24 protein-coding genes are annotated in these 24,151 nt (G+C 65.7%); 10 read left to right on the forward strand and 14 right to left on the reverse strand.

Features of this window, described 5'->3' with window-relative positions; genetic code table 11:
• Window positions 1-67: 67 nt before the first annotated feature.
• Complete coding sequence (locus ACFWB0_RS21195) at window positions 68-382, reverse strand: hypothetical protein (RefSeq protein ID WP_378492401.1); 315 nt, start codon at window positions 380-382, stop codon at window positions 68-70.
• A 101-nt stretch (window positions 383-483) separates the two neighbouring features.
• Here ACFWB0_RS21195 and ACFWB0_RS21200 point away from each other — a divergent pair, with 101 nt between their 5' ends.
• The 4 genes from ACFWB0_RS21200 to ACFWB0_RS21215 are packed head-to-tail and all read left to right on the forward strand — an operon-like array spanning window position 484 to window position 4,303.
• A complete protein-coding gene (locus ACFWB0_RS21200; protein ID WP_378492402.1) occupies window positions 484-2,319 on the forward strand; it encodes an amidohydrolase family protein in 1,836 nt (611 codons plus the stop codon).
• Window positions 2,320-2,321: 2 nt separating this feature from the next.
• Entirely contained in the window at window positions 2,322-2,966 is a 645-nt protein-coding gene (locus tag ACFWB0_RS21205; RefSeq protein ID WP_378492432.1) for a TetR/AcrR family transcriptional regulator, read from the forward strand.
• A complete protein-coding gene (locus ACFWB0_RS21210; RefSeq protein WP_378492403.1) occupies window positions 2,956-3,831 on the forward strand; it encodes an alpha/beta fold hydrolase in 876 nt (291 codons plus the stop codon). Before ACFWB0_RS21205 ends, ACFWB0_RS21210 begins: the two co-directional genes overlap by 11 nt.
• A 22-nt stretch (window positions 3,832-3,853) precedes the next feature.
• Window positions 3,854-4,303, forward strand: coding sequence for a nitroreductase family deazaflavin-dependent oxidoreductase (locus ACFWB0_RS21215; RefSeq protein WP_378492404.1), 450 nt, complete (start codon window positions 3,854-3,856; stop codon window positions 4,301-4,303).
• A 4-nt stretch (window positions 4,304-4,307) separates the two neighbouring features.
• Here the strand turns inward: ACFWB0_RS21215 and ACFWB0_RS21220 are convergent, their stop codons facing one another.
• From ACFWB0_RS21220 to ACFWB0_RS21245, 6 genes are all read right to left on the reverse strand, one after another.
• Entirely contained in the window at window positions 4,308-5,114 is an 807-nt protein-coding gene (locus ACFWB0_RS21220; RefSeq protein WP_378492405.1) for an ABC transporter permease, read from the reverse strand.
• Entirely contained in the window at window positions 5,111-6,277 is a 1,167-nt protein-coding gene (locus tag ACFWB0_RS21225; protein ID WP_378492406.1) for an ABC transporter substrate-binding protein, read from the reverse strand. Before ACFWB0_RS21225 ends, ACFWB0_RS21220 begins: the two co-directional genes overlap by 4 nt.
• Before the next feature lie 10 nt (window positions 6,278-6,287).
• Window positions 6,288-7,028, reverse strand: coding sequence for an ABC transporter ATP-binding protein (locus ACFWB0_RS21230; protein WP_378492407.1), 741 nt, complete (start codon window positions 7,026-7,028; stop codon window positions 6,288-6,290).
• Window positions 7,004-8,050 (reverse strand): acyl-CoA dehydrogenase, encoded by a 1,047-nt coding sequence (locus tag ACFWB0_RS21235; RefSeq protein WP_378492408.1) that lies wholly within the window; start codon window positions 8,048-8,050, stop codon window positions 7,004-7,006. The genes ACFWB0_RS21230 and ACFWB0_RS21235 overlap by 25 nt, the downstream gene beginning before the upstream one ends.
• Window positions 8,051-8,058: 8 nt before the next feature.
• A complete protein-coding gene (locus tag ACFWB0_RS21240) occupies window positions 8,059-8,574 on the reverse strand; it encodes a DUF4242 domain-containing protein (RefSeq protein WP_378492409.1) in 516 nt (171 codons plus the stop codon).
• Window positions 8,575-8,672: 98 nt separating this feature from the next.
• Window positions 8,673-8,765, reverse strand: a complete 93-nt coding sequence (locus tag ACFWB0_RS21245) for a putative leader peptide (RefSeq protein ID WP_378492410.1) — start codon at window positions 8,763-8,765, stop codon at window positions 8,673-8,675.
• 55 nt (window positions 8,766-8,820) lie between these two features.
• Here ACFWB0_RS21245 and ACFWB0_RS21250 point away from each other — a divergent pair, with 55 nt between their 5' ends.
• Window positions 8,821-9,420, forward strand: a complete 600-nt coding sequence (locus ACFWB0_RS21250; protein ID WP_378492411.1) for a TetR/AcrR family transcriptional regulator — start codon at window positions 8,821-8,823, stop codon at window positions 9,418-9,420.
• Here the strand turns inward: ACFWB0_RS21250 and ACFWB0_RS21255 are convergent.
• Window positions 9,374-10,363, reverse strand: a complete 990-nt coding sequence (locus ACFWB0_RS21255) for an energy-coupling factor ABC transporter permease (RefSeq protein WP_378492412.1) — start codon at window positions 10,361-10,363, stop codon at window positions 9,374-9,376. The genes ACFWB0_RS21250 and ACFWB0_RS21255 overlap by 47 nt on opposite strands.
• Window positions 10,364-10,516: 153 nt before the next feature.
• Here ACFWB0_RS21255 and ACFWB0_RS21260 point away from each other — a divergent pair, with 153 nt between their 5' ends.
• Both ACFWB0_RS21260 and ACFWB0_RS21265 read left to right on the forward strand, forming a co-directional pair.
• Window positions 10,517-11,743, forward strand: coding sequence for an acyl-CoA dehydrogenase family protein (locus ACFWB0_RS21260; protein ID WP_378492413.1), 1,227 nt, complete (start codon window positions 10,517-10,519; stop codon window positions 11,741-11,743).
• Window positions 11,744-11,943: 200 nt separating this feature from the next.
• Window positions 11,944-12,627, forward strand: coding sequence for a TetR/AcrR family transcriptional regulator (locus tag ACFWB0_RS21265; RefSeq protein WP_378492414.1), 684 nt, complete (start codon window positions 11,944-11,946; stop codon window positions 12,625-12,627).
• Here the strand turns inward: ACFWB0_RS21265 and ACFWB0_RS21270 are convergent.
• A complete protein-coding gene (locus ACFWB0_RS21270) occupies window positions 12,616-14,235 on the reverse strand; it encodes an ABC-F family ATP-binding cassette domain-containing protein (protein WP_378492415.1) in 1,620 nt (539 codons plus the stop codon). The genes ACFWB0_RS21265 and ACFWB0_RS21270 overlap by 12 nt on opposite strands.
• Window positions 14,236-14,485: 250 nt before the next feature.
• Here ACFWB0_RS21270 and ACFWB0_RS21275 point away from each other — a divergent pair, with 250 nt between their 5' ends.
• From ACFWB0_RS21275 to ACFWB0_RS21285, 3 genes are all read left to right on the forward strand, one after another.
• Window positions 14,486-16,297, forward strand: coding sequence for a penicillin-binding transpeptidase domain-containing protein (locus tag ACFWB0_RS21275; protein WP_378492416.1), 1,812 nt, complete (start codon window positions 14,486-14,488; stop codon window positions 16,295-16,297).
• Window positions 16,298-16,381: 84 nt separating this feature from the next.
• A complete protein-coding gene (locus tag ACFWB0_RS21280; protein ID WP_378492417.1) occupies window positions 16,382-18,055 on the forward strand; it encodes an NTF2-like N-terminal transpeptidase domain-containing protein in 1,674 nt (557 codons plus the stop codon).
• A gap of 61 nt (window positions 18,056-18,116) precedes the next feature.
• The gene (locus ACFWB0_RS21285) at window positions 18,117-18,875 is read left to right on the forward strand and encodes a sulfite exporter TauE/SafE family protein (RefSeq protein WP_378492418.1); all 759 of its coding nucleotides are present in this window, start codon (window positions 18,117-18,119) and stop codon (window positions 18,873-18,875) included.
• Here ACFWB0_RS21285 and ACFWB0_RS21290 read toward each other — a convergent pair.
• The 5 genes from ACFWB0_RS21290 to ACFWB0_RS21310 form a co-directional block, all read right to left on the reverse strand.
• On the reverse strand, window positions 18,856-20,322 hold the full coding sequence (locus ACFWB0_RS21290; RefSeq protein WP_378492419.1) for a peptide MFS transporter: 1,467 nt from the start codon (window positions 20,320-20,322) through the stop codon (window positions 18,856-18,858). The two genes, ACFWB0_RS21285 and ACFWB0_RS21290, sit on opposite strands and share 20 nt — an antisense overlap.
• Before the next feature lie 87 nt (window positions 20,323-20,409).
• Complete coding sequence (locus ACFWB0_RS21295) at window positions 20,410-20,790, reverse strand: DUF3054 domain-containing protein (RefSeq protein ID WP_378492420.1); 381 nt, start codon at window positions 20,788-20,790, stop codon at window positions 20,410-20,412.
• A gap of 43 nt (window positions 20,791-20,833) precedes the next feature.
• Complete coding sequence (locus ACFWB0_RS21300) at window positions 20,834-21,388, reverse strand: YceI family protein (RefSeq protein WP_378492421.1); 555 nt, start codon at window positions 21,386-21,388, stop codon at window positions 20,834-20,836.
• 106 nt (window positions 21,389-21,494) lie between these two features.
• On the reverse strand, window positions 21,495-22,496 hold the full coding sequence (locus ACFWB0_RS21305) for a YbhN family protein (RefSeq protein WP_378492422.1): 1,002 nt from the start codon (window positions 22,494-22,496) through the stop codon (window positions 21,495-21,497).
• Window positions 22,497-22,651: 155 nt separating this feature from the next.
• Window positions 22,652-24,127: an adenylate/guanylate cyclase domain-containing protein gene (locus tag ACFWB0_RS21310; RefSeq protein ID WP_378492433.1), complete on the reverse strand. Its 1,476-nt coding sequence runs from the start codon at window positions 24,125-24,127 to the stop codon at window positions 22,652-22,654.
• Between the last annotated feature and the right edge of the window lie 24 nt (window positions 24,128-24,151).

Raw genomic sequence — 24,151 nt, forward strand, 5'->3', positions numbered from 1 at the left:
AATGCCGCGAAGAACATCCTCGTCGCCGCCGGGCTGGCGGAGACACGAAACGCCTGCGGAGGCGATGTCAGACGGCACGGGTCCTCCCGTCCGCAATCGCCGGTGAAACAGGAACTCCCGGATGTGAGTCCGAGAATCCTCGTCCTTCAGGGCGGGGAGTAGTCAAGGTGTTGTGGATGCCGCGGTCCTGCATTTCGCCGATGAGCCGATTGCCGAGACCGTCGAGTTTGCGGCGTGCCGTTTCTGCCGTCTGAAGGAGGCGTGCGATGTCGGCGTCGGGCAGGGTGGTGAGATCCAGCGTCGTGAGGTCCAGGGTGGTGAGGACATGGAGTGCCGCGACGGTGTCGCTGGCCTGCTCGAACCCATCCCCATTCGAACTCATGTTCCCCAGCAAATTGTGCTCGAATGGATGTTCGAGTAACGATTCGGTAACGGAATAAACTTCGAGAGTGTTCATCCTCTATTTGGGCCTACGCTCTCGGGATGACCAGTGGTGTGGATCACAAACATGAAGGCGGCGGCGATGTATACGACGTCGTCGTGCGCGGCGGACTCTGGTTCGACGGAACAGGCTCTCCCGGTACCGTGCGAAATCTCGGTATTCGCGACGGTGTTGTCGCGACCGCAACCACCGACGAGTTGCCCGTCGGGCCCGGCACCGACGTCATCGACGCGCACGGCAAGTGGGTGATGCCGGGCTTCGTCGACACCCACACCCATTACGACGCGGAAGTGCTTGTCGGGCCGGGATTGCCGGAGTCCGTGCGACACGGGGTCACCACCGTGCTCATGGGTAACTGCTCGCTGTCGACCGTCTATGTCAACGCACTCGACGGTGCAGACCTGTTCAGTCGCGTAGAGGCGCTGCCCCGCGATCATGTGCTGCGCGCACTGGAATCCACGAAAACGTGGACTTCGCCGCGTGAGTATGTCGAGGCCCTCGACCGCATGCCCCTGGGGCCCAATGTGACTGCCTTTATAGGTCATTCGGATGTGCGTGCGTCGGTGATGGGGCTCGGGCGATCCACCGAGGCCGCAGGAAGGCCGACCCGCTCCGAGCTCACGGCGATCGACGACAAGGTGAACGAGGCACTCGACGCCGGGTTCCTCGGCGTCTCCACCATGACGAACCCGTGGGACAAGATGGACGGCGATCGCTACCGTTCCCGCACGCTGCCGTCGACTCATGCATCGTGGTCGGAATTCCGCCGCCTGCATCGTATTCTGCGCCGCCGTGGACGCGTACTCCAGGCAGTCCCGAACCTCAACACCAAATACGACGTTGCCTTCTTCGCTCTCGCGAGTACCGGCCTCGGACGGCGTCCGATGAAGGCGTCGGTGCTGGCCGCCGCCGATACCAAGGCCGAGCGGTGGGTCAACCGGATCTTCGGCCCGATCGCTTATGTCGCCAATCGGCTCGGCAAGGGCATATTCCGCTGGCAGCACCTGCCCACCACATTCGAAGTGCACTCCGACGGCATCGATCTCGTGGTGTTCGAAGAGTTCGGCTCGGGTCGTGCTGCGCTACATCTGAAAGAAGAACTCGGCCGCAATGATCTGTTGAAGGACGAGGCCTACCGGCGGTGGTTCCGCCAGGACTTCGAGAAGAAGTTCTCACCGCGCGTGTGGCACCGCGACTTCGACGACACCCGTATCACCGAATGTCCCGACGAGTCGCTCGTAGGCTGTTCCATCGGCGACGTCGCCCGCAGCAGGAAACTCCACCCCGTCGACACCTTCCTCGACCTGGTCGTCGAACACGGACGGAAGTTCCGGTGGCACACAGTGATCGCCAACGACCGCGAGAAGGTCGCGAACCGGTTGATCCGGACCCCGGGTGTCACCGTCGGATTCTCGGACGCGGGTGCGCACCTGCGCAACATGGCCTTCTACAACTTCGGAATCTGCCTGCTGCGCCGCATCCACGACAACGAGAAGCGGGGCACCCCCGTGATGCCCCTCGGAGAAGTGGTCCACAAGCTCACAGGCGAACTCGGCGATTTCTACGGGATCGACGCGGGGCACCTGAGAGTAGGTGACCGCGCCGACTTCGTGGTGATCGACCCGAACGGACTCAACGGCGATGTGGACGCGTATCACGAAGCGACGATGGCCGAATTCGGTGGTCTGAGCCGGATGGTCAACCGCAACGACGCGGCTGTCAGCGCGACCGCCGTGGCAGGGAAGGTGGTGTTCCGGGAGGGCAACTTCGTGCCCGGCTACGGGACCAGCGTCGGGACCGGACGGTTCCTGCGCGCGGGTGTCGAGGAGCGAAGCCCGGCGCCGGCGCGAGCAACGCCGGTGGCCCACCCGTCGTGACGATCCCGGCCCCCACTCGTCGCACCCAGAAGCAGCGACGCGAGGAAACCATCGGACGGATTCTCGACGCAACCATCACCTCCCTTGCCGAACTGGGATATGCCTCCACCACGATCGGTGAGATCTGTTCGCGGTCCGGGGTGTCGTCGGGCGGAGTGTTCCGGCATTTCCCCACACGGCTGGATGTGATCGTTGCGGCTGCCGACGAGGTCAGGAGCCGGCAGCTCGTGAACTTCCGGGCCGGGCTCGGGTTGCTCGGAGACACCGGCGCCGACCCGGTAGGCATCGAGACCGTGCGTGCGTGTCTGATCTTGCTCCGAAAGGCCACGAGGGCACCGATCAACGCGGCGTGGTACGAACTGCTCGGTGCCGCTCGAACCGACATGCGGCTGCGTGAACACCTCGCACCCATGGCTGCGCGCTACCACGCCGCGATCGCCGAGTTCGCTCGCTCGCTGCCTATCGCAGAGCGTTTCGAACCCGCCGAGTTCGACATGATTCTGTTCTCGCTCGTCCATCTGTTCGACGGTGAAGCACTCGTCGCGACCGTGCATGCGCAACCCGAACAGGAGGACCCGCGGGTCGAATTTCTGGCCCAATTGTTGGTGGGAGTCACACTTCGCATAAGTTCGAGTAATGAGCAATGAGAACGGTTCTGCTCCGCAGTGGTTCGTCGACGCGCTTGCTGCGCCCGTCGAGACCGGCAAGTACACGGTGTCGGGTGCGACGATCTCCTACCGTGCGTGGGGTGAAGCGGGCACACCCGGTGTAGTCCTCGTCCACGGTGGTATGGCGCATTCGCACTGGTGGGACCACATCGGACCGCAGCTGGCGGCCGGTCGCCGCGTGGTCGCGCTCGACATGAGCGGACACGGCGACAGTGACCACCGTGAGCAGTACAGCCTCGAATATTGGGCGGATGAGGTCCTCGGTGCGGCCGAGCACGGCGGCATTTCGGGCCCGCCCGTGCTGGTCGGTCACAGCATGGGCGGAATCGTCTCGTTCGTGACGTCCGCACTGCACGGCGATCGGCTGGCCGGTGTCGTCATTCTCGACTCACCGATCCGGGACATAACGCCGGAAGAGCTCGAGATGCGTGCCAAGACGGTCGCGAACAGCGGTCCGCCGAAGGTGTACCCGTCCGTCGATGCCGCAGTAGCGCGATTCCGGCTCGTACCGCCCCAGGAGCAGGCCGAACCGTACGTGTTCGACCACATCGCCCGTACGTCGCTCAAAGAGGTCGACGGTGGCTGGTCCTGGAAGTTCGACAACCTACGCATGGGCAGGGAGGCTCGCCGTAGCCTCGAGGTGTTGCATCAGGGCTGCCCCCTCACGTATTACCGATGCGAACACGGCATCATCCGCGAACCGCTCCTGTCGCAGATTCGCGAGCAGCTCGGACCCGATGCGGCGATGGTGGAACTGCCGGCCGCCGGGCACCACCCGATGTTCGATCAGCCGCTGGCACTGGTCGCTGCGATCCGCACCGTACTCGCCGGCTGGGGTCGCTGACCCTGTGAATCCGCTTCGCCGGGTGGCCGTCCACCTGGGTGCTCAGCCGTGGTTGCCGCGCTACGCCCGCGTCATCGTCGGTGTGGATCGTGCGATACAGAAACTGACGCGCGGACGATTCACGCTCCTGACGGCGACGGGACTACCGGAGTTGATGCTGACTGTCGCCGGACGGAAGACCGGCGTGCTGCGCACGACCCCGCTGCTGTGCGTGCCACACGATGGCGGCTGGCTGGTCGCGGGATCCAATTGGGGCAATCCTGCACCTCCCGCGTGGGTGCACAACCTGAGCGCGGCGAACGAGGCGTCGGTGCGTTACCGCGGAACCGGCAGCGCAGTGTCGGTGCGGGTCGCCGAAGGTGCCGAACGGGATGAGATGTGGCGTGTGCTGGTGGCGACGTGGCCGAACTACGATCTGTACGCCGAACGGATCGAACGCGAGATTCCGGTGTTCGTCCTGATGCCGAAGTAGGTCCTCACACCGGCTGGTGAGCGTCGGCGTCCTCCATACGAATCGGTGTCCGACGCTCGCGAAGCAGGTGCCGCGCAGCCCAGTCGAGCCAGAATCCGAGGAAGCCGATCACGACGATCACGGCCATCACCTGGTCGTAGGCGAGCTGATCGCGTGCGTTGAGGATCTGATAGCCGAGCCCCGAACGCACACCCAGCATTTCGGCGGGGACGAGCACGACCCACGCGATTCCGAGCCCCACCCGCAGGCCGGTCTGCACCTGGGAGCGGATCGAGGGCAGCACCACCGTCGTGAGCAGTTCGATACGTGTCGCGCCGAAGGACCGGGCCACCATGAGGTGTCCGGGGTCGATGGCGTGCACACCGGCGGCGGTGTTGATGACGATCGGCCAGATTGCAGCGGCTGCGATGAGGAAGAACACCGGCTGGTGCCCGATTCCGAACAGCGCCACCGCGATCGGAGCCCACGACAGTGGCGAGATCATCCGCAGGAACTGCATGACCGGCATGGTCGCCTTCTCGACGACCGGGTTGAGTCCGATCAGCAGTCCGAGCGGAATGCCGAATGTTGCGGCGATCAGCAGGCCGACGAGAAGCCGCCACAGGCTTGCGAGCATGTCGGGTAGCAGTACTCCGCGGGCGAACAGATCCACGATCGCGGGCCCCACATACTGTGGTGCGAATTCGCGCACGAGCGAATCGGGTCCGGCGACGACGGTGGTGACCAGCCACCACAGGGCCACGGCGATGACGATCGCGATGGTCTGCGGCAGGAGCGGAACACTCCGGGCGGACCGGGGCGGGGTGCTCACGTGGGGTCGACCTCCTCGATGCGGGTGAGATCTGCGGGTAGCCCGAATGCGTCGGTGCCGGAAATTCGGGTCAGCGACGTGCGGACGAACCGGTCGTCGACGAGGTCGTGGTGCACGGTCGACGGGTCGATCCGCGACAGGAAATCGGTGTTGCCGTCGACGACCGTGCCGTGCATCGACTCGACGAGCGCCGCGGTGAAGCTGGGAAACGGGAAGGGCTGGTAGCCGATCCGCTGTGGCGCCCACTGCGGATGCCGGGTTCCGGCTTCGCGTCCCGGATAGGTCAGGGCCGTCGTGATCGCGGGAAGCGGCTGCGGCAGATACCGCTCGGAGAGCATTGCTGCGGCGGCCGGACGATCCGACCCGATCTGCAACTGGGCGGACACCACCGAATCGGTGAGGGACTGCACTGCCGCGGGATTCTGTTCGATGACATCCTCGTGGACGAGGAACGCGCAGCACGCATGGTCGCGCCACAGATCGCCCAGGAAGCGGTGGATCCGGCCCACCTTGCGGAGTTCGGCGGCGGCGTTGAACGGGTCGGCGACGGTGAATCCCGCGATCGAGCCGTTCGCCAATGCCGGGATCATGTCGGACGGACCCATGACGACGAGGCCGACGGTGCGCGCGGATTTCGACGGAGCCTGTCGGACCACCGGCGTCAGTCCGTGTTCACGCAGCAACTGCTGAACCACGATGTTGTGGATCGACCACCAGAACGGGATAGCGATGGTCTCGCCCGCAAGCTGTCCGAGGTCGGTGATGTGCGGTGCGACGGTCAACGCGGACCCGTTGGTGTGGTTCCATCCGAGAACGCGCGCGGAACCTGCCAGGCTGTACCGCAATTGGACGGCGAGCGGCATCAGCAGATGCACGACATCCACCTGCCTGCTGACGAATGCCTCCGCGAGCGACGCCCAGCTGCGGAACAGCACCGGTTTCGCACTGTCGACGATGCCGTTCGGATACAGGCCGGCGCCGTGCGCGACGAGCAGCGGCGCGGCGTCGGTGATCGGCAGGTAGCCGATGCGGAGTTGCCCTGTGGTGTTGGTGCGGTCGGTTGCAGCGGTGCGCACCAGATCGGCTGCGCCGAGTACACCACCGGCAGCAGCGAGTCCGAGCGCACCCTGCATCAGGGTTCGCCGCGTCAGGTTTCCGCTCACGATTTCCTGTTCATGACGGAGTCAGCGACGAATCGCGGTAATGTTCGAGGATTTCCGTGCGCAACGGTGCCCGTTCCTCCTGGTTGACGTCGGCGATGCGCCACTGCTGCTGCACCGTGCCTCCTCGGCCGAACAATGCGATCCGGTCGGCGAGACGAAGTGCTTCGTCGATGTCGTGTGTGACCAGCACCGTCGTGAAGGCGAGGTCTCGGGCGAGGTCGCTGAGCCACGACTGCAGATCGGCGCGTGTCGCGGGGTCGAGCGCGCTGAATGGTTCGTCGAGCAGCAGCAGGCGCGGACGCACCGCGACCGCGCGGATCACGGCAATGCGCTGCGCCTGCCCACCCGACAACTGATCGGGGTAGTAGCCGGCGAGGCCGGACAATCCGAACCGGGTGAGTAGTTCGTCGGCGTATGCGATGTCGAACTGCTCGCGGTGATTCTTGAAACGTCCACCGAGAGAGATGTTCTCGCGAACGGTCAGCCACGGCATGAGGTACGGCTGCTGGAACACCATACCCGTGTTCGGGCGGGTGTCGCCGTCGGTGCTGGGCCAGTCGATCTCTCCACGATCGAGGTGATCGAGACCCGCAATGATTCGCAGGAGTGTCGACTTTCCGCTTCCGCTGCTGCCGAGTAGCACGAGGAACTCGCCGGTGGGGACGTCGAGGTCGAGTCCTCGGAGGACGGGTTCGCGCCGACCGGCGAAACTTTTGTAGGCGCCCGCTACTCGAACTTCGAGAGTTCCCATCGCAACTGTCCTTCCGAGGGAGATTGGATGGGGAGGAACGCTGCCTCACGGAAGCGTCTGTTCGTTGCGCTCGCGGACGCGTATCCGGCGCCGCCGCGCAGCGTCGCTTCGAGACGTGTCGCGGCCACTGCGACGACCGAGCCGTCGAGGCGCAGACGGACCAGATCGGCTCCGGACACCGCGGACGGGTCGGTGGCGAATCGGTACAGGCGCTCTCGAAGTGATTCGCCTTGTTGTGCGAGAAGCTCGTATTCGTCGACGAATTGCTCACCGAGACCGTGGAGGCGTGACGATGCTTCCGACAGTGATGCGCGGGCGATGCCGAGACAGAACGAGGTCTGCAGCAGCAGGAAGGTGGGGCGGATGGCGCCGCAGAACTCGGCGAGATCTTCGGAGATGATGTCGGACGCCGGGATTCGGACGTTCTCGAATGTCAGTGACGTCGACGAGGTGGCGCCCAGCGCGAGCAGTTCGGGTGATGAGTTGATGCGGATGCCCGCTGCATCGGCGTGTACCGCGGCGATCACGTGGCCGCCATCGGTGGTACGGGCAGGAAACACGATCAGTGATTCCGGAAAGACGTTGGAAGCCCAGTGGATCGGACCGGAGATGGTGAGTCCATCGTCGGTACGCTCCGCGAGCAGGGGAAGTTCGCCGAGCCCTGCGAGGTACTTGAGCGCAGCAGCCATGGCAGTGACGCCCACGAGTCGGCCCGATGCGAGCTCGTCACAGTACTTCGCGCGCAGGTGTTCCGGCGCGCGATCGAGGTACTCGAGTGTCATCCGCTGAGCCCACAGCGAGAACCCGACGGTGAGGGATTCGGCGGCGATCCCGTCGATGACCGCGACCATGTGGTCGAGACACTTTCCGCCCAGGCCGTTCTCGAGCAGGCCGAGCTCGCCGATGCGCGCGAGGTCGGTGCGGATGTCGGTCTCGCCGCGATCGAGAGCGGCGGCACGGTCGCGTACGAATTCGGCGATCGTGTCGAGCTGCTCGTTCGGTTTCTGGGTGGCCGCGGTCATCGGGTTACTTATCCTTCGAGGGAGTGGATGCGGTTGATCGGGGTGCTGACGGCTTCGCGAGCGCGAACAACGGCGTCCTCGTCGGGAGCGTTGTAGAAGCACAGGCACTTGTCCATGTCCTCGCGGACGTAGGTACGAAGGAAGCTGACCTCGGGGACGTTCGCGTACTTCGGCGAGTTGGCCTTCTTGCGCGCGAGGTAGGTCTCCATGTCGATGGTATCGGGGATGTCCCACTCGACGAGGTAGCCGGCAACGGGGCGCGCGGCCTTGATCTGGTCGAGCTCGGCGCCGACGAGACGAACCTCGTTGGGACCCACGATTTCTGCGACGTCGAGGGTGGTTGCCTCGAGCTGTGCTGCGCGGCACGCGTTGAACTCGGCGACCGCGAAGATGCGCGTGCCGCCTGCTGTTACCTGCGACTCGATCAGTTCGCCGCCGCCGGCGACGACTGCGTCGTCGAATGCCTTGATGGCGGCCTCGGCCTGGCCTTCGGTGGGTACGAGTTCGTAGAGATACAGCGACATGGGGTCACCTTCCGGGTAGAGCTGGGTGGGCATGCTGACGGCAGGGGTGAGCGCAGGCGTACGTCAGGAGGCGACGGGCGAGGCGAGATATGGGCCGGTCAGCGCGGGAAACGACAACACGCAGCACCGGCCACCCGCACGAGATCCACGTGCAGGCGACGGGTCAGAAGACAGCGTGTCACAGAAGCCACGATTCATCTGGATAGAACGATCTGTCTATCGCGCCGATCCGTTAGTCTTTTCTGCGTGCGCACCACAGTCGAAACTCCCGCCAAGCGACCGCCCGCGGAACGACTCCTGGACACGGCCAGCGCGCTGTTCGCCGAGTTCGGTATCCGTGCGGTGGGTGTCGACAGGATCCTCGCAGAGTCGGGCGTCGCCCGCGCGAGCCTGTACTCGTCCTACGGTTCGAAGGACGGACTCGTCCACGCTTATCTCGATCGCCTCGACCACCGCGATCGCGCCCGGTGGAACGACGCGGTCTCGGATATCGACGACCCGGTGCAGCGGATTCTGACCTTCTTCGATCTCGCATTCGCCTCGGCACCCGGCAAGAACTTCCGGGGATGCCAGTACGCGAATGCCGCCACGGAGTTTCCGGAAGAGCGGATCGAGCCGGTTCTTGCGCATCGCGCGTGGCTCCTCGACACCGTCGTGGAACTACTCGACCGGGCGGGTGCCGCAGACTCGAACCCCACGGCCGAGCGCGTGCGGTTGATCTACGACGGGGCGCTCGCCGGTTCGAAGTTCGAACACTCGACCGAGCCGATCCGTCGTGGTCGCGACCTCGCGCAGGCGCTCATCGAGGCAGCTCGAAGTGCGCGACGGACTCGCGCCGACGTGTGAGCGCACGGAACCCCGTGCCTGCGACTGCAATAGTCGCGAGTACTCCGATCGCGCCAGCGGCTCCGGTCGAACCCTCCTGACCCCCGACCCTGTAGTCGGCCAGGGCACTGCCCGCGAGGCGATGCTCCCGAACGCCGCGGGCCATGCAGTTCCCGGTCGGTGAAGTCTGTGTGGTGTCGCACCCCCGCAGCGTTGCGGCTTCGAGCGCGTCGGGGGTGTCGGCGGTGAAGGTCGACACGGCGAAGGTGGACAGGATGCCCGCGACGCCGAATGCGGCGACACCGAGCGCGGTCACGAGGCGGGTGTGCGACGCGCCCGTTGCGGCGACCACGACCGCCCCGGTGACGAGACCTTCGAGGAGTGCAACCGGCGCGTGGGCGCCGTACAGGTACGCGAGCGTGGACAGCGGCATGTGCGCAGCGCCGGAGATCGCGTACACGACCACGAATCCGGTGACCGCCGTGAACACCGAAGCGCACCCCGCGGCAAATGCGACGGTGAAGGTGCCGGCGGTGGGCGACCACGTGTCGCGGTGGGCGGTGTCGCGAGAGGCAAGGTATGCGCGAAGAGCGACGGCGGTCCCGTAGCCGCCCGCGACTCCTACGAGAGCCATGACGGTGGTGTTCGCCCCGAGCGTGGTGAGGCCACCGTCGGCGAACAGGAACGCCTGGACAGTGAGCACGAACGTCAGGCACAGGGCGGCAGTGAAGGGGCCGAGGAGCAGTGCCGCCACTGCGCCGCCGAGGACATGGCTGCTCACTCCGGGCAGGACCGGTACGTCGATCATCTGCATTGCGAAGACGAGTGCGGTCACGAGTGCCGCGGTCGCGGCGGATTTCTCGGTCAGCTCGGTCCGTGCGCGCCATGCGGCGAGCGCGACACCTATCGCGGCCACCACGTAGAACAGTGCCGATGCACGCGGGGTGATAAGTCCGTCGCTCATGTGCATGGCGAGTACGTCCACGGTCACAGTGCCCCCATCTCACGTTCGTGGGCGCAAGGCTAGCGCCGGTAGGCAGATTCTCGAGCGGCTTTCACCGGGTCGGTTCCGTGTCGACCGTATACACAAACAGGAACATGTTCTATATTTTCTTTCATGTACGAGTGGTCCGACACAGACCTCATGTTCCGCGACGCGCTGCGCGGATTCATCGAGAAGGAAATCCGCCCCCACGTCGATGAGCTCGAGTCCGGTGAGCTCCCGCCGTTCGACATCATCCGCAAGATGTTTGCCGCATTCGGGATCGACGAGATGGCACGCGAGTCCCTCGAACGGGCCCTCGAGAAAGAGGAGAAGGGCGAGAGCACGTCCGGTGGCTCAGGGGGAATGGGCGGGTCGCCGGGCATGGCGGCACTGCTCAACATCGAAATCGCGGGCGTGAGCCTGGGCCTCGTCGCATCGATGGGTGTGAGCCTGGGGCTCACCGCAGGCACGATCCGTGGTCGCGGCACGCTCGCTCAGAAGAAGCGCTGGCTGCCCGAACTGGTGACCTTCGACAAGGTCGGCGCCTGGGCCATCACCGAGCCGGATTCCGGTTCCGATGCATTCGGCGGCATGAAGACCACCGTGCGCCGCGACGGCGACGACTACATCCTCAACGGACAGAAGACCTTCATCACCAATGGTCCGTACGCCGACGTCATCATCGTCTACGCCAAGCTCGACGACGGTGACACGACGATCGATCGACGCGACCGCAAAGTTCTCGCGTTCGTGCTGGACAAGGGCATGGAGGGCCTCACCCAGGGCTTGCCGTTCAAGAAGATGGGCATGAATTCCTCGCCCACCGGCGAGTTGTTCTTCGACAATGTGCGCATCACTCGTGATCGTCTGCTCGGGGAGACCGAGGACGGCGGGAAGAGCGACGGTAAGAGCAGTGCGAAGGAATCGTTCGCGGCCGAGCGCATCGGCATCGCCTATCTGTCGCTAGGCATCATCGAGCAGTGCCTGTCGTTGTGCACCGAGTATGCGAAGTCGCGCAAGTTGTGGGGTACCGCGATCGCGCAGTTCCAGCTCATCCAGCTCAAGCTCGCCGAGATGGAGATCGCGCGGGTCAACGTGCGGAACATGGTGTTCAGCGCGATCGAGCGGGCGCAAGCGGGCAAGCCGGTGAGCCTGTCGGAGGCGTCGGCGATGAAACTGTATTCGTCGCGCGCTGCGACCGAGGTTGCGATGGAAGCGGTGCAGCTCTTCGGCGGTAACGGTTACATGGCCGAATATCGTGTCGAGCAACTCGCGCGCGACGCGAAGTCACTGATGATCTACGCGGGGAGCAACGAGATTCAGGTGACCCATATTGCGAAGGGGCTGCTGGCCGACTGACCGAAATGACTGTTTTGGGGTGAATTCCCGCAGTTCGTCGGTTCGCTCGGTAATGCGAGAACCGCGCCGAAAGAAACCGGGTAGTGGTAATTGCCCGGTGTCTTCGCATATCTTGGCATGTGACCGAGGTACAGGAGGCATTTTACCTGTAACTGGTGATAACCATAAATTGATGTGCACAAGTATCGGGGAGGATCACGATGCACGGGGGAGAGAACGGGCCGCGAGACCGGCCGAGAATCCGGTTCGACGACAGGCCGACCGCACCGATCAGCATCGACGGCCGGTCGGCACGCGCCGAACGCACGCGCCAAGCGGTCATCGACGCACATATCGCGTTGATCCGCGACGGTGAGCTCAAGCCGACCGGCGCGCAGATCGCCGAACGGGCACGAGTATCACTGCGCTCATTGTGGGGGCACTTCGGTGACCTCGAGACGCTCTTCTCGGCAACGGGGGCCGAATTGATGCGTCGTCAGGACGATGCGCACGAACCGGTGGATCCGAATCTGCCGCTCGCGGAACGCATCGACCGGTACTGCCGTCAGCGTGCCGAGGCGCTCGAGTACATCGCACCTTTCTCGCGGTCGTCGGAGATTCGGGCGCCGTTCTCGGAGGAACTGCGACGCGACCGTCATCGCTATCTCGAGCGAGCGGAGATCGAAGTGCGAATGCTCTTCGCACGAGAGTTCACCCGATCCGACGACACGGCACGTGTTCAGGTCGTGCAGGCGATCGCCATCGCGTCGACGTGGCCTACTTGGGTCTCGCTGCGCGACGTCGTGGGGCTGTCGGTGCCGGATGCAATCGAAGTGATGAAGCGGATGATCAGCGCTCTGGTGGGGTCGATCATGTCGTCGGCAGCGCAGCCTCTACCCGTCTGATCCGGCCGTGCACGAGCCCGGTCTCGCGCACGCGTCCGGAGCGCCGGTGTCCCTCGGCGGCATCGACTGCACAACCGACCGTGTCACCCCGATCTCGTCGAGGAACCGCTCGTCGTGCGAGACCACCACGAGGGCACCTTCGAACGCCTGCAACGCCTGGGTCAGGTGTGCGAGGCTCGGCAGATCCAGGTTGTTGGTCGGTTCGTCGAGGATCAGCAACTGCGGAGCAGGATCGGCAGCGAGGATGATGGCCAGCGCCGCGCGGAGGCGTTCGCCTCCCGAGAGGACTCCGACGGGTACGTCGGCGTCGGACCCTCGAAACAGGAAGCGCGCCAAGCGTGCCCGCACCTCCTGAGGGGGGAGGTGCGGCGCGCGCATTTCAGCGTTCGCCACCACCGATTTCGTGTCGTCGAAGATGTCGAGGCGCTGGGGGAGTAGCGCGTACGGCACCAGCGGTCCGGCCACCGCGATCCGGCCCAGCAGCGTCGTCTTGCCCGACCCGTTGGGCCCGCGCACCGCGATGCGTTCGGGCCCGACGATCTCGAGTGGCCCGTCGGCGACCCGGCGACCGGAATGGACCGAAGTGCCGGGCAGGTCCACACGAATCTCGCGGTCGTTTCGCACGGCATCCTGCGCTCGGTCGAGCTGGGCGCGGGCGGATTCGAGGTTGCCCTCGTGTTCGCGGCGATACCGGCCTGCGGACTCCTGCGCCTGCCGTTTACGCATGCCCATGATGATCTTCGGCTCACGCTTGTTCTCGAACATCTTCTTGCCGTAGCGCGCTCGCCGATCGAGTGTGATCTGCGCGGCAGCGAGTTCGCGGGCCTGCCTGTGCACGTCGCTGCGCGCGTCCCGTACCGCGGCCTGTGCCGCCTCCTGTTCGGCTTCGACGATCTGCTCGTAGTCGCTGAAACCGCCCCCGAACATCCGGAGACTTCCGTCGCGCAGTTCGGCGATCGACTCCATCCTCTCGAGCAGTTCGCGGTCGTGGCCGGCGACGATCACGGTGCCAGGGAAGCGGTCGAGGGCATCGTGCAGGCGTCCGCGACCGGCCGGGTCGAGATTGTTGGTCGGTTCGTCGAGCAACAGCACCGCGGGTTCGGCGAGCAGGCGTGCGGTGAGACCGAGGAGAACGGTCTCCCCGCCGGAGAGCGTTCCCACGGTGCGGTCGAAATCGTTTTCGTCGTGCAGGATTCGATCGAGTCCGAGCCGATGCACGGTCGCGAGTGCGCGCTCCTCGACATCCCAGCGGTCGCCGACGGCGTCGAAGTCGTCGGCCGTGCCGTCTCCGGATTCGATTCTTCGCAACGCTGTTCGTGCGGTATCGATTCCGAGGACGGTGGCGACCGACACGGTGGGATCGAGGGTGATGTCCTGCGGCAGGTACGCGACGCTGCCGGATGCCGTCACCGACCCGCGCGCCGGCGACAACTCACCTGAGATGATTTGTAGCAGTGTGCTTTTACCGCTTCCGTTGCGTCCGACGAGCCCGGTGCGGCCGACGGTGAACGTCGCGTCGAGACCGTCGAAGACGCGGGTGCCGTCGGGATGCTCGTACATGAGAGCGGACAGCGTGACACTGCTGGATGCAGAAATGGGTACAGACATACGGACTCCTGGAGGTGAGAGACGGCCCGCACGCATCGTGCGGTGGGTCGGGAACCTCTACAGGAGCAATGCCTTCTCCGAACGCCGGGAACAAAGTCGTGTTCTACGGTAAGCGCAGTGTCGCGGGTCGTGCAAGCGAATAAATGTCCTGTCGGTTGATCGATGCTCTGGTTGATCGATGCTCTGTCGGTTGTCGCACCGTTCACCGGTCCGTGGCCTCGGGCAGCCGCACCGTTCTTCGATCTCCGGCATGATCGTGACCATGCATATCGGTCGACGGACAGGCACGTTCATGACGGCGCTCGCCGTCGCACTCGGCGCTGCGGGTTGCGCGACGGGTCCGGATCAGCCCGACACGGTGGCCGAGGAGTTCGCAGCGGCCCTCGCGGCAGGCGATGTAGCGTCTGCTGCCGCGCTCACCACGGATCCGACTGCTGCGCAGGAGATGATTTCGGGCCTGTTCGAGGGTTTGAGGAACGACGATCCCACCGTGACGCTCGCGGGGGTCGGCGACGGCGACACGTTCGACCTGGACGTGTCGTGGAACTTCGGGGAGGGGAAGGACTGGTCGTATCGCACTACGGGCTCTGCGATCGACGATGCCGCCGAAGAGTCGGATGACGACGACGGATGGCGGGTCCGATGGGACCCGACCGTGCTCGCGCCGGAGCTGAGCGCGGGCACGTCGTTGCGCTACACCCCGACGACGGGCACACCGCCCACCATCTTCGACAGTGCGGGGCAGCCGCTGATGAGTGAGCAGATCGTCACGCTCGTCAACCTCGATTCGTCCGCAGACCCCGCTGCGGTGGCGCCGGTTCTCGCCACCGCAGCGCCGACGATCACCGCGGATTCCCTCGCCACCGACCTCGCGGAGGCGGCGGGTGCGCCGGTGACCGCGGTGGTCCTGCGCGAGACGGACCTGGCGCCCATCGAGGAGCAGCTTGCGGCACTGCCCGGGGTGACGCTCGCGCCGCAGCCGCGACTGCTCACCGCCGATCGTGGTCTCTCCTCACCCGTGTGGTCCGGCCTCGACGAGATGTGGCACGACAACCAGGCCGCGACCGCGGGCTGGGCGGTGCAGTCGGTGGCCGCCGACGGAACCGTACGATCGATCGCGGGCGTGGACGCCACCGAGGCCCCCGACCTGTACACCACCATCGATGCGGATCTGCAGACCCGGGCGGAAGCTGCGCTCGCATCGCGCGAGGAGCCGGCGGTGATCGTCGGGATCGACGCCGACACCGGCGCGGTGCGCACCGTCGCGCAGAACGCTGCGGCCGATCGGGAAGGCGCGGTCGCGCTCACCGGGCTGTATCCACCGGGGTCGACGTTCAAGACGGTGACGACGTCGGCCGCACTGCAGGCAGGACTCGCCGGGCCCGACACGGTGCTCCCGTGCCCCGGGGTCGCGACGATCGGCGACCGGACCATCCCCAACGACGAGAGCTTCGAACTGGGCGAGGTACCGCTGCACACGGCGTTCGCGTCCTCGTGCAACACCACCATGGCGGGACTGGCCGTGGACATGCCGCCGACGGAGCTGACCGACGCCGCATTGCAGTTCGGACTCGGCATCGATTACGTCACGCCCGGACTCGTGACAGTGACCGGCAACGTCCCGCCGATGGAGTCGATGGCTGCACGTGTCGAGGGCGCGATCGGGCAGGGGCAGGTGACGGCGTCGCCGTTCGGGATGGCGCTCGTCGCCGCGTCGATCGCGGGTGGCACGACACCGTTGCCGATGATCGTCGAAGGGCAACCGGCAACCGCCGACCAGGAGGTCGCACCGGCGCCGGACGACACGACCGCAGCATTGCGAACAATGATGCGCGAGACTGTAACCGACGGTACAGCGAGCATGCTGAGCGACTTTTCCCAACTCATCGGGAAGACCGGAACCGCAGAGTACGGTGGCAGCAGTGGGGCAGCAGGTACCGCGGGCGGGGCACACGGCTGGTTCATCGGCGCGCAAGATAATCTGGCGTTCGCAGTATTCATCGCAGGGGCGGACGGTTCGGCTCCGGCTGTGGAGACGGCCGGACAGTGGCTGAGGGGGTGACCTTCTCGGATGTAGCGCAATCGTGACGGCATCGTAGACAACTCGTGCTTGTGGCCGATGTTGCTGGAGTAAAGGTTGGAATGTATGGGATTTCGAGAGTGGCAGCGCCGGCGCGGCGTTCGCACTGTCGCCCTCGGTGCCGCCGTGGCCGTGGCCGCGGCAGTGGGTTTGAACACGTTCGTATTCAACGACCCGCGCAGCGACGCCGCAATCCTGGTCGACGATTTCGTCGAGGCACTCAACGACCGTGAACCGGACGTCGCCGCCGAACTCACCTCGTACCCGAACGCCGCCGAGCCCGTGCTGGCGCAGGTGTTCGACGGACTGTCCGACGGCAGCGTCGATTACGACGTCACCCAATTCGTCGAGCTCAACGAGGATTCCGGGTACTTCACACTCACCGCAGACTGGAGCTTCGGAGAGAACAAGGACTGGCGCTACCAGGTCGACGGCTCCGTCCGGAAGCTGGCCGTGGGCTGGCGGGTGTCGTGGAGCCCCAACGTGGTCGCGCCCGACCTCGCAGGCCGCACCGTCCACCACGTGCGCACGGACGCCGCCCCACCCAAGATCTTCGACCGCACGGGCAAACCTCTGATGGAGGAGCAGACCATCAATGCGGTCGTTCTCAACCCCGCGTTCATGCCCGACCAGGTAGCCAGCACGACACGGCTCGCCGAGGTCCTCGCTCCGGTGGCGCCCGTCATCACCTCCGAACTCATGCAGGAACGGCTCGCCTCCGATCCAGGAGCCAGGATCACCGCGGTCAAACTCCGCGACCAGGACTACCAGTTCCTCGAAGATGACATCGTCGCCGTCCCCGGTGTCGAGGTCATCAAGACACCCACGCTGATCAGCTCCGATCGGCGGGTCTCGACGCCGCTGCTCGATTCGCTCCGCTCGGCGTGGCAGCTCGAACGCGACCGCACCGCCGGATGGGCCGTGACGCTCGAAGACCCCGAACAAGGCCCGATCCAGGTCGCCGGTGCCCAAGGGCCCCCGCCTCCGGATCTGACCGCCACGGTCGACTCGCACGTACAGCTCGCAGCGAAGGAAGCCGTCGTCACAGCGGGTACCCCGGCGGCGCTCGTCGCGATCCAGCCGTCGACCGGCGGCATCCTTGCCGCAGACGTCAACAACCAGGCCATGGAACTGGGGCCCGTGGCCACCCGGGGCCTCTACTCGGCGGGCTCCGTCCTCGATCCCGTGCGCTTGGCGGCCGGACTCGACCGCGGTGTCGCTCCCGGTTCGGTGGACACGAACGATCTCGCCGACACCGCGCGTCGCCTCGGCCTCGGTGTGGAGTACTCGGTTCCGGGCTTCGATTTCGAGACCGCACAGATCGGTCACGGCCGGTCGGGAGTAGTGCAGTTCACCGGCGACGGCGACGACGATTCACTCGTCAGCCCGCTCGGCGCCGCACTGCTCGCCGCCTCGATCGCGCGAGGTGAGGCAACCGCGCCCATGCTGGTGCAGGGTCAGCCCGCGACCGTCACCGATACGCCCGAGCCCTTGCCTGCGAATGTGACCGACGCTCTGCGCGGACTGATGATCGACAACGTGCAGAACGGTCCGGCGTCCTTTCTGAAGGGGCATCCGGGCCTCGCGGGGATCGCGGCCGCTGCCGGGGACGACCGGTGGTTCTTCGGCTATACCGGCGACGTGGCGTTCGCAGTGTTCGTCGCCGACGCCGACGGCGGCGACCGGGCCGTGAAGATGGCCGACCGATTCCTCATCGAATTGGCGAAGCCACCCACATGATCGGGCCGGCGCACCTGCCCTGACCAGCGACCCTGATCCGGCACAGGTACGTTCGAGCATCGTGACGATTGTCGAGGTCCTGCTGCTCGTCGTCGCCGGGTTCTTCGCCGGTGTCGTCGGGTTCGTCACCGGTCTCGCATCGCTCGTGTCGTATCCGGCGTTGCTCGCGGTGGGGTTGTCGCCGGTCGCTGCGAATGTCACCAACACCGTCGCCATGGTCGGCGTCGGCGTGGGTGCGCTCAGTAACTCTGCTCGCGAAGTGGTCGACACGGGGCCGCGGGTATGGCGGTGGACGGCATATGCGGCGCTCGGGGGTCTGACCGGCGCGGTGGTGCTCCTGGTCGCGCCGGCCGGATCGTTCGAGGCCACGGTTCCTTTTCTCGTCGCGTTCGCGTCGCTTGCCCTGCTGCTGCAGCCGAAGATCCGTGAGCTGGCCGGTGGGCGTGATCTTCCCCGGGTGTTCGCGGCAGCGCTGTTCGTGGTCGCGGTGTACGGCGGCTATTTCGGGGCGGGCGCGGGTGTCATCTTCCTTGCTCTGACTCTGATCTGTACGTCCGAGTCGATCTGGCGAGCCAGCATCCTCAAGAGCTATCTACTCGGCGTTGCAAATCTGGTCGCGGCGATCGGCTTCGCGTTCTTCGGACCGGTCCACTGGGTTGCCGCGGCGGCCATGGCGGTGGGCGCGTTCGCCGGAGGATGGTGTGGTCCGCCGCTGGTGAAGCGGATCCCGCCGAACCTGCTGCGGGTTGCAGTGGCCGTGGCGGGTTTCGGTCTTGCCGGGTGGCTGGCGCTGGCCGGTGCTAGTGCACTCCCTGCATGAGCTTGCGTATCCGCGGAGTGAACGCGATCAGGATCAGGCCCACGGCGATCGAGGCGCCGCCGATCCACAGGTAGTACGGCACCTCGTTGTTCTCGTCGTAGTACCCGGCCAGCGTGCCTGCCATCGCGCTGCCCAGCGCAACCGAGAGGTAGAACAGGGCGACCATCTGGGTGTGGAAGTTCTTGGGCGCGAGTTTGGTGGACAGCGACAGGCCGACCGGCGACAGGAACAGCTCGGCAAGCGTGAACAGCAGCAGGATTCCGACGAGACCGAGCAGTGGGGCACTGTTGGCGCCGCCACCGGCCATCGGGATGAAACACAGGAACGCGATGCCCATGATGATGGTGCCGCATGCGAACTTGATGGGCGACGACGGTTGCCGCGGCCCGAGCTTCGTCCAGGCGGCGGCGAACACGCCGGCGAACAGGATGATGAAGACGGGGTTGATCGACTGGACCCACGACGGCGGGAACTCCCAGCCGAACAGGTCGCGGTTCAGGCGTGTGTCCGCATACACCGCGACCATCGTGAACTGCTGCTGGAAGAGCGACCAGAACATGGCGCTCGCGAGGAACATCGGGATGAACGACCAGACCCGGCTACGTTCGATCGGTGTGATCTTCTTGCTTGTCAGGATGAGTGCGAAATAGGCGAGTGCCGCGAAGATCGTCAGGGCGACCACGATGTCCGACATGTTGCCCGAGGTGATGACGCCGGTCGTCGCGAGGACAGCGATGACGACGATCGCGAGCGCTGCGCCGCCCGCGACCCGGAGACGGAGGTCGGCGGGGAGCGGATTCGGCGGGGCCGCGCCGATGGTGCCGAACTGTTTGCGGTAGATCGTGTACTGGGCGAGACCGAGGAACATGCCGACCGCAGCCAGCCCGAATCCCCAGTGGAAGCCGTAGCGGGTCTGCATGAAGCCGGTGAGCAACGGTCCGACGAGGGCACCGAGATTGATGCCCATGTAGAAGATCGAGAATCCGGCGTCGCGGCGCTCGTCGTCCTCGTCGTACAGGTCGCCGACCATCGACGTCGCGGTGGCTTTGAGTCCGCCACTGCCGAAGGCGACACAGATCAGGCCCACCCCGACTCCGATGAACCCGGGAAGTATCGCCAGCGCGATGTGGCCGATCATGATGAGCACGGCGCTGTAGAACAGTGTGCGTTCCGCGCCGAGGATACGGTCGGCGATCCAGGCTCCGACGATCGTCGACAGGTATACGGTGCCGCCGTATGCGCCCACGATCGAGGTGGCGGCCAGCTGGCTCAGGCCCAACCCGCCGTCCGAGGCCGAGTAGTACAGGTAGTAGATCAGGATGCCCTGCATGCCGTAGAACGAGAACCGCTCCCACATCTCGACACCGAAGAGGTTGGCGAGTGGGAGCGGTTGTCCGAAGAACCGGCGGTCGGTTTTCGACTCGGTCGGGGGCGCGGTGTCGCTCATGAAAATCACTGTCGCACCGACGCGGGGCATGATGGGGCTGATTGCGCCATCGATCACATGGTTGTGATGATCACACGGTGGTGATGATCATCCGGTGGCGACCCGACGACGGATGACCGCCTGAGCGATGACACGCCATCCGATGAGCACGGCACCGAGGAACAGCGTCGCGACGATGATGAAGGCCGTCGCGGTGCCCTGACCGCTCAGGGAGCGCAAGAGCATCCCTCCGACGAGCGCGCTCGCCCACAGGATCAGCCCCGTGGGGACTGCGGCGTAGGCGTCGAACTTGTCGCGGTAGAGCCATGCGGTGAGGAACCACCCGATGGTCAGTCCGCCGAGGAACGGCCATGCCGTTCCGGCCAGGCCCACGAGGTCGAGTGCTTCGTCATGGCTGGATCGTCCGACTGCAGCGAAGACGACGACCAGGATGACGTCGAGGACCAGCGCGGGTGCGTACTTTCTCACCCGTCCAGGGTATCCCCGGTGCTCGTGGGCCCGGCTCGAGGTGTCAGGCCTGCGCGACGGCCTCGATCTCGATGTTCAGGGTGATCTTGTCGCCGACGACTGCTCCGCCGCCTTCGAGAGGCATCTCGATGGTGATGCCGAAGTCCTTGCGGTTGATCACGGTGGTGGCCTCGAAGCCGGCGACCGCGCCCTGGCCCATACCCGGGTTGACGCCGTTGAACTCGAGCTTCAGCTCGATCGGGCGGGTGATGCCGTGCAGCGTGAAGTCGCCTGCGAGGACGAAGTCGCCGTTGTCGGCACGCACGCCCGTGGTGGCGAACGTCGCGACGGGGAACTGCTCGGCGTCGAAGAAGTCGGCGGACTTGATGTGTGCGTCGCGGTCGGCGTTCTTGGTGTTGATCGAGTCGACCTGGATCTCGGCGTTGGCGGTGGCGGTGCCGTCCTCGGCAACGACGATGGTGCCGGAGAAGTTCTCGAAGGTGCCGCGGACCTTGCTGACCATGAGGTGGCGGACCGAGAAGCCGACGCTGGAGTGGACGGGGTCGATCGCCCAGGTGCCTGCGGTCAGGCCGGGGAGGATGGTGGTGCTGGCGGTCATGAGGCGCTCCTGGGGTGAGTTCGATGATTTGTTGAATCTTCAACTGCTGACAGATCAAGGATGACACAAGTTAGTTGAGTTCGCAACTACTTTCTTCCGAACGGATTCAATCGGGCTGAAGAACGGTCCGTTCGGCAATGGGGTCGATCTCCGCGCCGGCGCTCGCGCCCCGATACAGCATCGCAACGGTGATCCACCCGATCACCGCCACGAACCCGACGCTCACCGACCGATACACGAACACCGCGGCGAGAGCCTGCGACGCACTCAGGCCTGCTGCGGTCAATGTTGCGATCAGCGTGCCGTCGACGAATCCGAGACCGGCGGGCGCCAGCGGCACACTGCCGACCGCCTTCGCCGCGGCATAGGCGATGAGCAGACCGGCCAACGAGGGAGTGCCGCCGACCGCCCAGCACGCGAACCCGAGGCAGATCATGTCGAACACGCGATTCGAGCTCGACCATGCGGCCACGGCCAGCATGTCGCGTCGTCGGAGCCGAACAGCCTCGAGCTGTGACAGGGCACGCTCGAACGCGTCGACCCCGGCGTCGGCCGACCTTCTGATCAGCCTGTTGAACCGCTCGAGATTCCACGTGACGAAGGTCTTGACCGACGAAGGGTTCTGCGCGACATACCGCAGGCCGAGGAGCAGTCCGCCGGCCACTGCGATGGACAACAACAAGGTGACCGGGCTTGATGAACCGGCGGCGAATGCGCCGACGACCCCCAGCGCGGCGAGAGTGGCGGTGGAGACGACCCCCGACACCGCGAGCTGCCAGGACGCGACCGCCGGCGTCGCTCCCCAGCGTCGCGTCTGTCGGTAGGTGAAAGCCGTCGAGAACACGAGACCTGCCGGGAGCGTCACCGCCATCGCGGTACTGCCGTAGACCACCGAGGTGGACCGCGGCAGACTCACCTGAACTCCACCCGCCCGCAGCACTTTGCGGAGCAGACCTGCGAACGCGCTCAGCGACACGAGTTGCGCGAGCACAGCGGCCGCGGCCCAGCCCCAGCGCATTTCTGTGAGGGCCCGCCAGGATTCGCTCATCGAGGGCCACAGGTAGATCGCCTCGACAACGAGGAGGGCGATCAATGCGACCGCGGACATCCACTTGATCCACCGAAATCGGCCCCGTCGCGGTGTAGCGTCGGGGCCAGATCTGTCCTCATGCGGCTGCGCCACCTGGCCAGCGTATCGAACGCTGCCCGACACACTCGTATGGTTACCCGTCGGTCCGCATGGTTATCCGTCGGTCCCTGTGGTTATCCGTCGGTCACGGCCGGCTCGGGAGACCGGGCGGGCCACGCGAGGTGCGTCATGCGCCCCCGTCCACGGAGCTGGACCTCGTCACCCAGCTCCCAGTGGCTACGTTCTTCGTCGTCCGCGAAGTACAGAGCGCTCGACGACGCGAGCACCCGGCTGGGACGCAGTTTCGCGAGTTCGGTCAGCCGCGATGCCTCGTTGACCGGGTCGCCGATCACGGTGTACTCGAAGCGCTCCGCTGCGCCGATGTTGCCGGCCACCGCGAGGCCGGCAGAGACACCGATGCCGATGTCGAGACCGGTGATCTCGTTGAGCGCGAACCGCAGCTCGCGCGCCGCGGCCAACGCGGCAGTGGGGGCATCGGGACGGTCCAGCGGTGCACCGAAGATCACCAGGGCGGCATCGCCCATGAACTTGTTCACGAAACCGTGGTGCCTGTCCACGACGTCGACGACCACCCGGAAGAACTCGTTGAGCAACTCCACGACCTCGCTCGGTGGTCGCTCGGCGGCCGTGGCCGTCGAGCCCACCATGTCGACGAACAACACGGCGACGTAGCGCGTCTCGCCGCCGAGGTCGGTCCCGTACTGCAGGGCCCGGCGCGCGACGTCTTCGCCGACGTGCTGACCGAACAATTCGCGCAACCGTCGACGCTCGTCGGACTCGGACATCATCCGGTTGAAGCCCACCTGCAGCCGGCCGATCTCACTACCGTCGAACACCTCGACCTGCACCCCGGACGCACCGCGTTGAACCCTCTCGATGGCCCAGCGGAGTTGTTTGATGGGGTCGGAGATCTGCGACGACGTCAGCAAGGACAGGACGAGTGCGAGCCCGATCGACATCACGGCCAACGCCAGCACCGACCATGCGAGCGCATCGGGGCCGAACTCGTTGCCCGTGGTCAGCTGAGTCACGCACAGCAGCACGATCCCGGCGACCGGCATCAAGGTGCCCAGGCCCCAGGTCATCGCCAGGCGGGTACCGACACCGGGCGCCATGGTCCGATCGAATCGGCCCTCGCTCAGTGCGCGTGCGGCGACCGGTCGAAGGATGCGTTCGCCGAGCATGTAGGTGAAACCGAACGTGCTCGTCGCCGCCATCGCGACGGTGATCGCCACCGTAACCGCGAGCGACGGCATCTCCTCCGCCGTGAGGAACACGAACAGTGCACCACCGAGCAGCCACAGCACCAGGTGCACGATCGCCTGACGCAGCGGGGCGTGCAGAGCGGCCATCTGCTCGGATCGCGTCGGCGGGCCGCCACGCAACTGCCACCGCACCACCGACCGCAACATCAACGCCGCCGCGCTCAGACTCACCACTCCCGCGAACGCGAGGTAGACGGCGAAGACACTGAAGTTGCGGACTCTGTCCGCAATGATGTCCTCGTTCTCGTCGAGGGGCAGGCCGTACCGCACGAAGGCGAACACCAGCATGGCGCCGAACAGATTCGAGGCGCCCATCGAGGCCATGTAGAGCGGCCAGCGACTACGCAA

Origin of the sequence: Rhodococcus sp. NPDC060086 (genome assembly GCF_042730275.1) — a bacterium.
Classification (GTDB): domain Bacteria; phylum Actinomycetota; class Actinomycetes; order Mycobacteriales; family Mycobacteriaceae; genus Rhodococcus.

Excerpts from the sequence above, each read along its gene's own strand:
- ACFWB0_RS21310 (WP_378492433.1), bottom strand. The coding sequence starts at position 24,127 with ATGGCCTCGATGGGCGCCTCGAATCTGTTCGGCGCCATGCTGGTGTTC.
- ACFWB0_RS21305 (WP_378492422.1), bottom strand. The coding sequence starts at position 22,496 with ATGTCCGCGGTCGCATTGATCGCCCTCCTCGTTGTCGAGGCGATCTAC.
- ACFWB0_RS21300 (WP_378492421.1), bottom strand. The coding sequence starts at position 21,388 with ATGACCGCCAGCACCACCATCCTCCCCGGCCTGACCGCAGGCACCTGG.
- ACFWB0_RS21280 (WP_378492417.1), top strand. The coding sequence starts at position 16,382 with ATGGGATTTCGAGAGTGGCAGCGCCGGCGCGGCGTTCGCACTGTCGCC.
- ACFWB0_RS21240 (WP_378492409.1), bottom strand. The coding sequence starts at position 8,574 with ATGTCGCTGTATCTCTACGAACTCGTACCCACCGAAGGCCAGGCCGAG.
- ACFWB0_RS21290 (WP_378492419.1), bottom strand. The coding sequence starts at position 20,322 with ATGAGCGACACCGCGCCCCCGACCGAGTCGAAAACCGACCGCCGGTTC.
- ACFWB0_RS21265 (WP_378492414.1), top strand. The coding sequence starts at position 11,944 with ATGCACGGGGGAGAGAACGGGCCGCGAGACCGGCCGAGAATCCGGTTC.
- ACFWB0_RS21255 (WP_378492412.1), bottom strand. The coding sequence starts at position 10,363 with ATGAGCGACGGACTTATCACCCCGCGTGCATCGGCACTGTTCTACGTG.
- ACFWB0_RS21270 (WP_378492415.1), bottom strand. The coding sequence starts at position 14,235 with ATGTCTGTACCCATTTCTGCATCCAGCAGTGTCACGCTGTCCGCTCTC.
- ACFWB0_RS21275 (WP_378492416.1), top strand. The coding sequence starts at position 14,486 with ATGATCGTGACCATGCATATCGGTCGACGGACAGGCACGTTCATGACG.
- ACFWB0_RS21195 (WP_378492401.1), bottom strand. The coding sequence starts at position 382 with ATGAGTTCGAATGGGGATGGGTTCGAGCAGGCCAGCGACACCGTCGCG.
- ACFWB0_RS21235 (WP_378492408.1), bottom strand. The coding sequence starts at position 8,050 with ATGACCGCGGCCACCCAGAAACCGAACGAGCAGCTCGACACGATCGCC.
- ACFWB0_RS21210 (WP_378492403.1), top strand. The coding sequence starts at position 2,956 with ATGAGCAATGAGAACGGTTCTGCTCCGCAGTGGTTCGTCGACGCGCTT.
- ACFWB0_RS21200 (WP_378492402.1), top strand. The coding sequence starts at position 484 with ATGACCAGTGGTGTGGATCACAAACATGAAGGCGGCGGCGATGTATAC.
- ACFWB0_RS21230 (WP_378492407.1), bottom strand. The coding sequence starts at position 7,028 with ATGGGAACTCTCGAAGTTCGAGTAGCGGGCGCCTACAAAAGTTTCGCC.
- ACFWB0_RS21260 (WP_378492413.1), top strand. The coding sequence starts at position 10,517 with ATGTACGAGTGGTCCGACACAGACCTCATGTTCCGCGACGCGCTGCGC.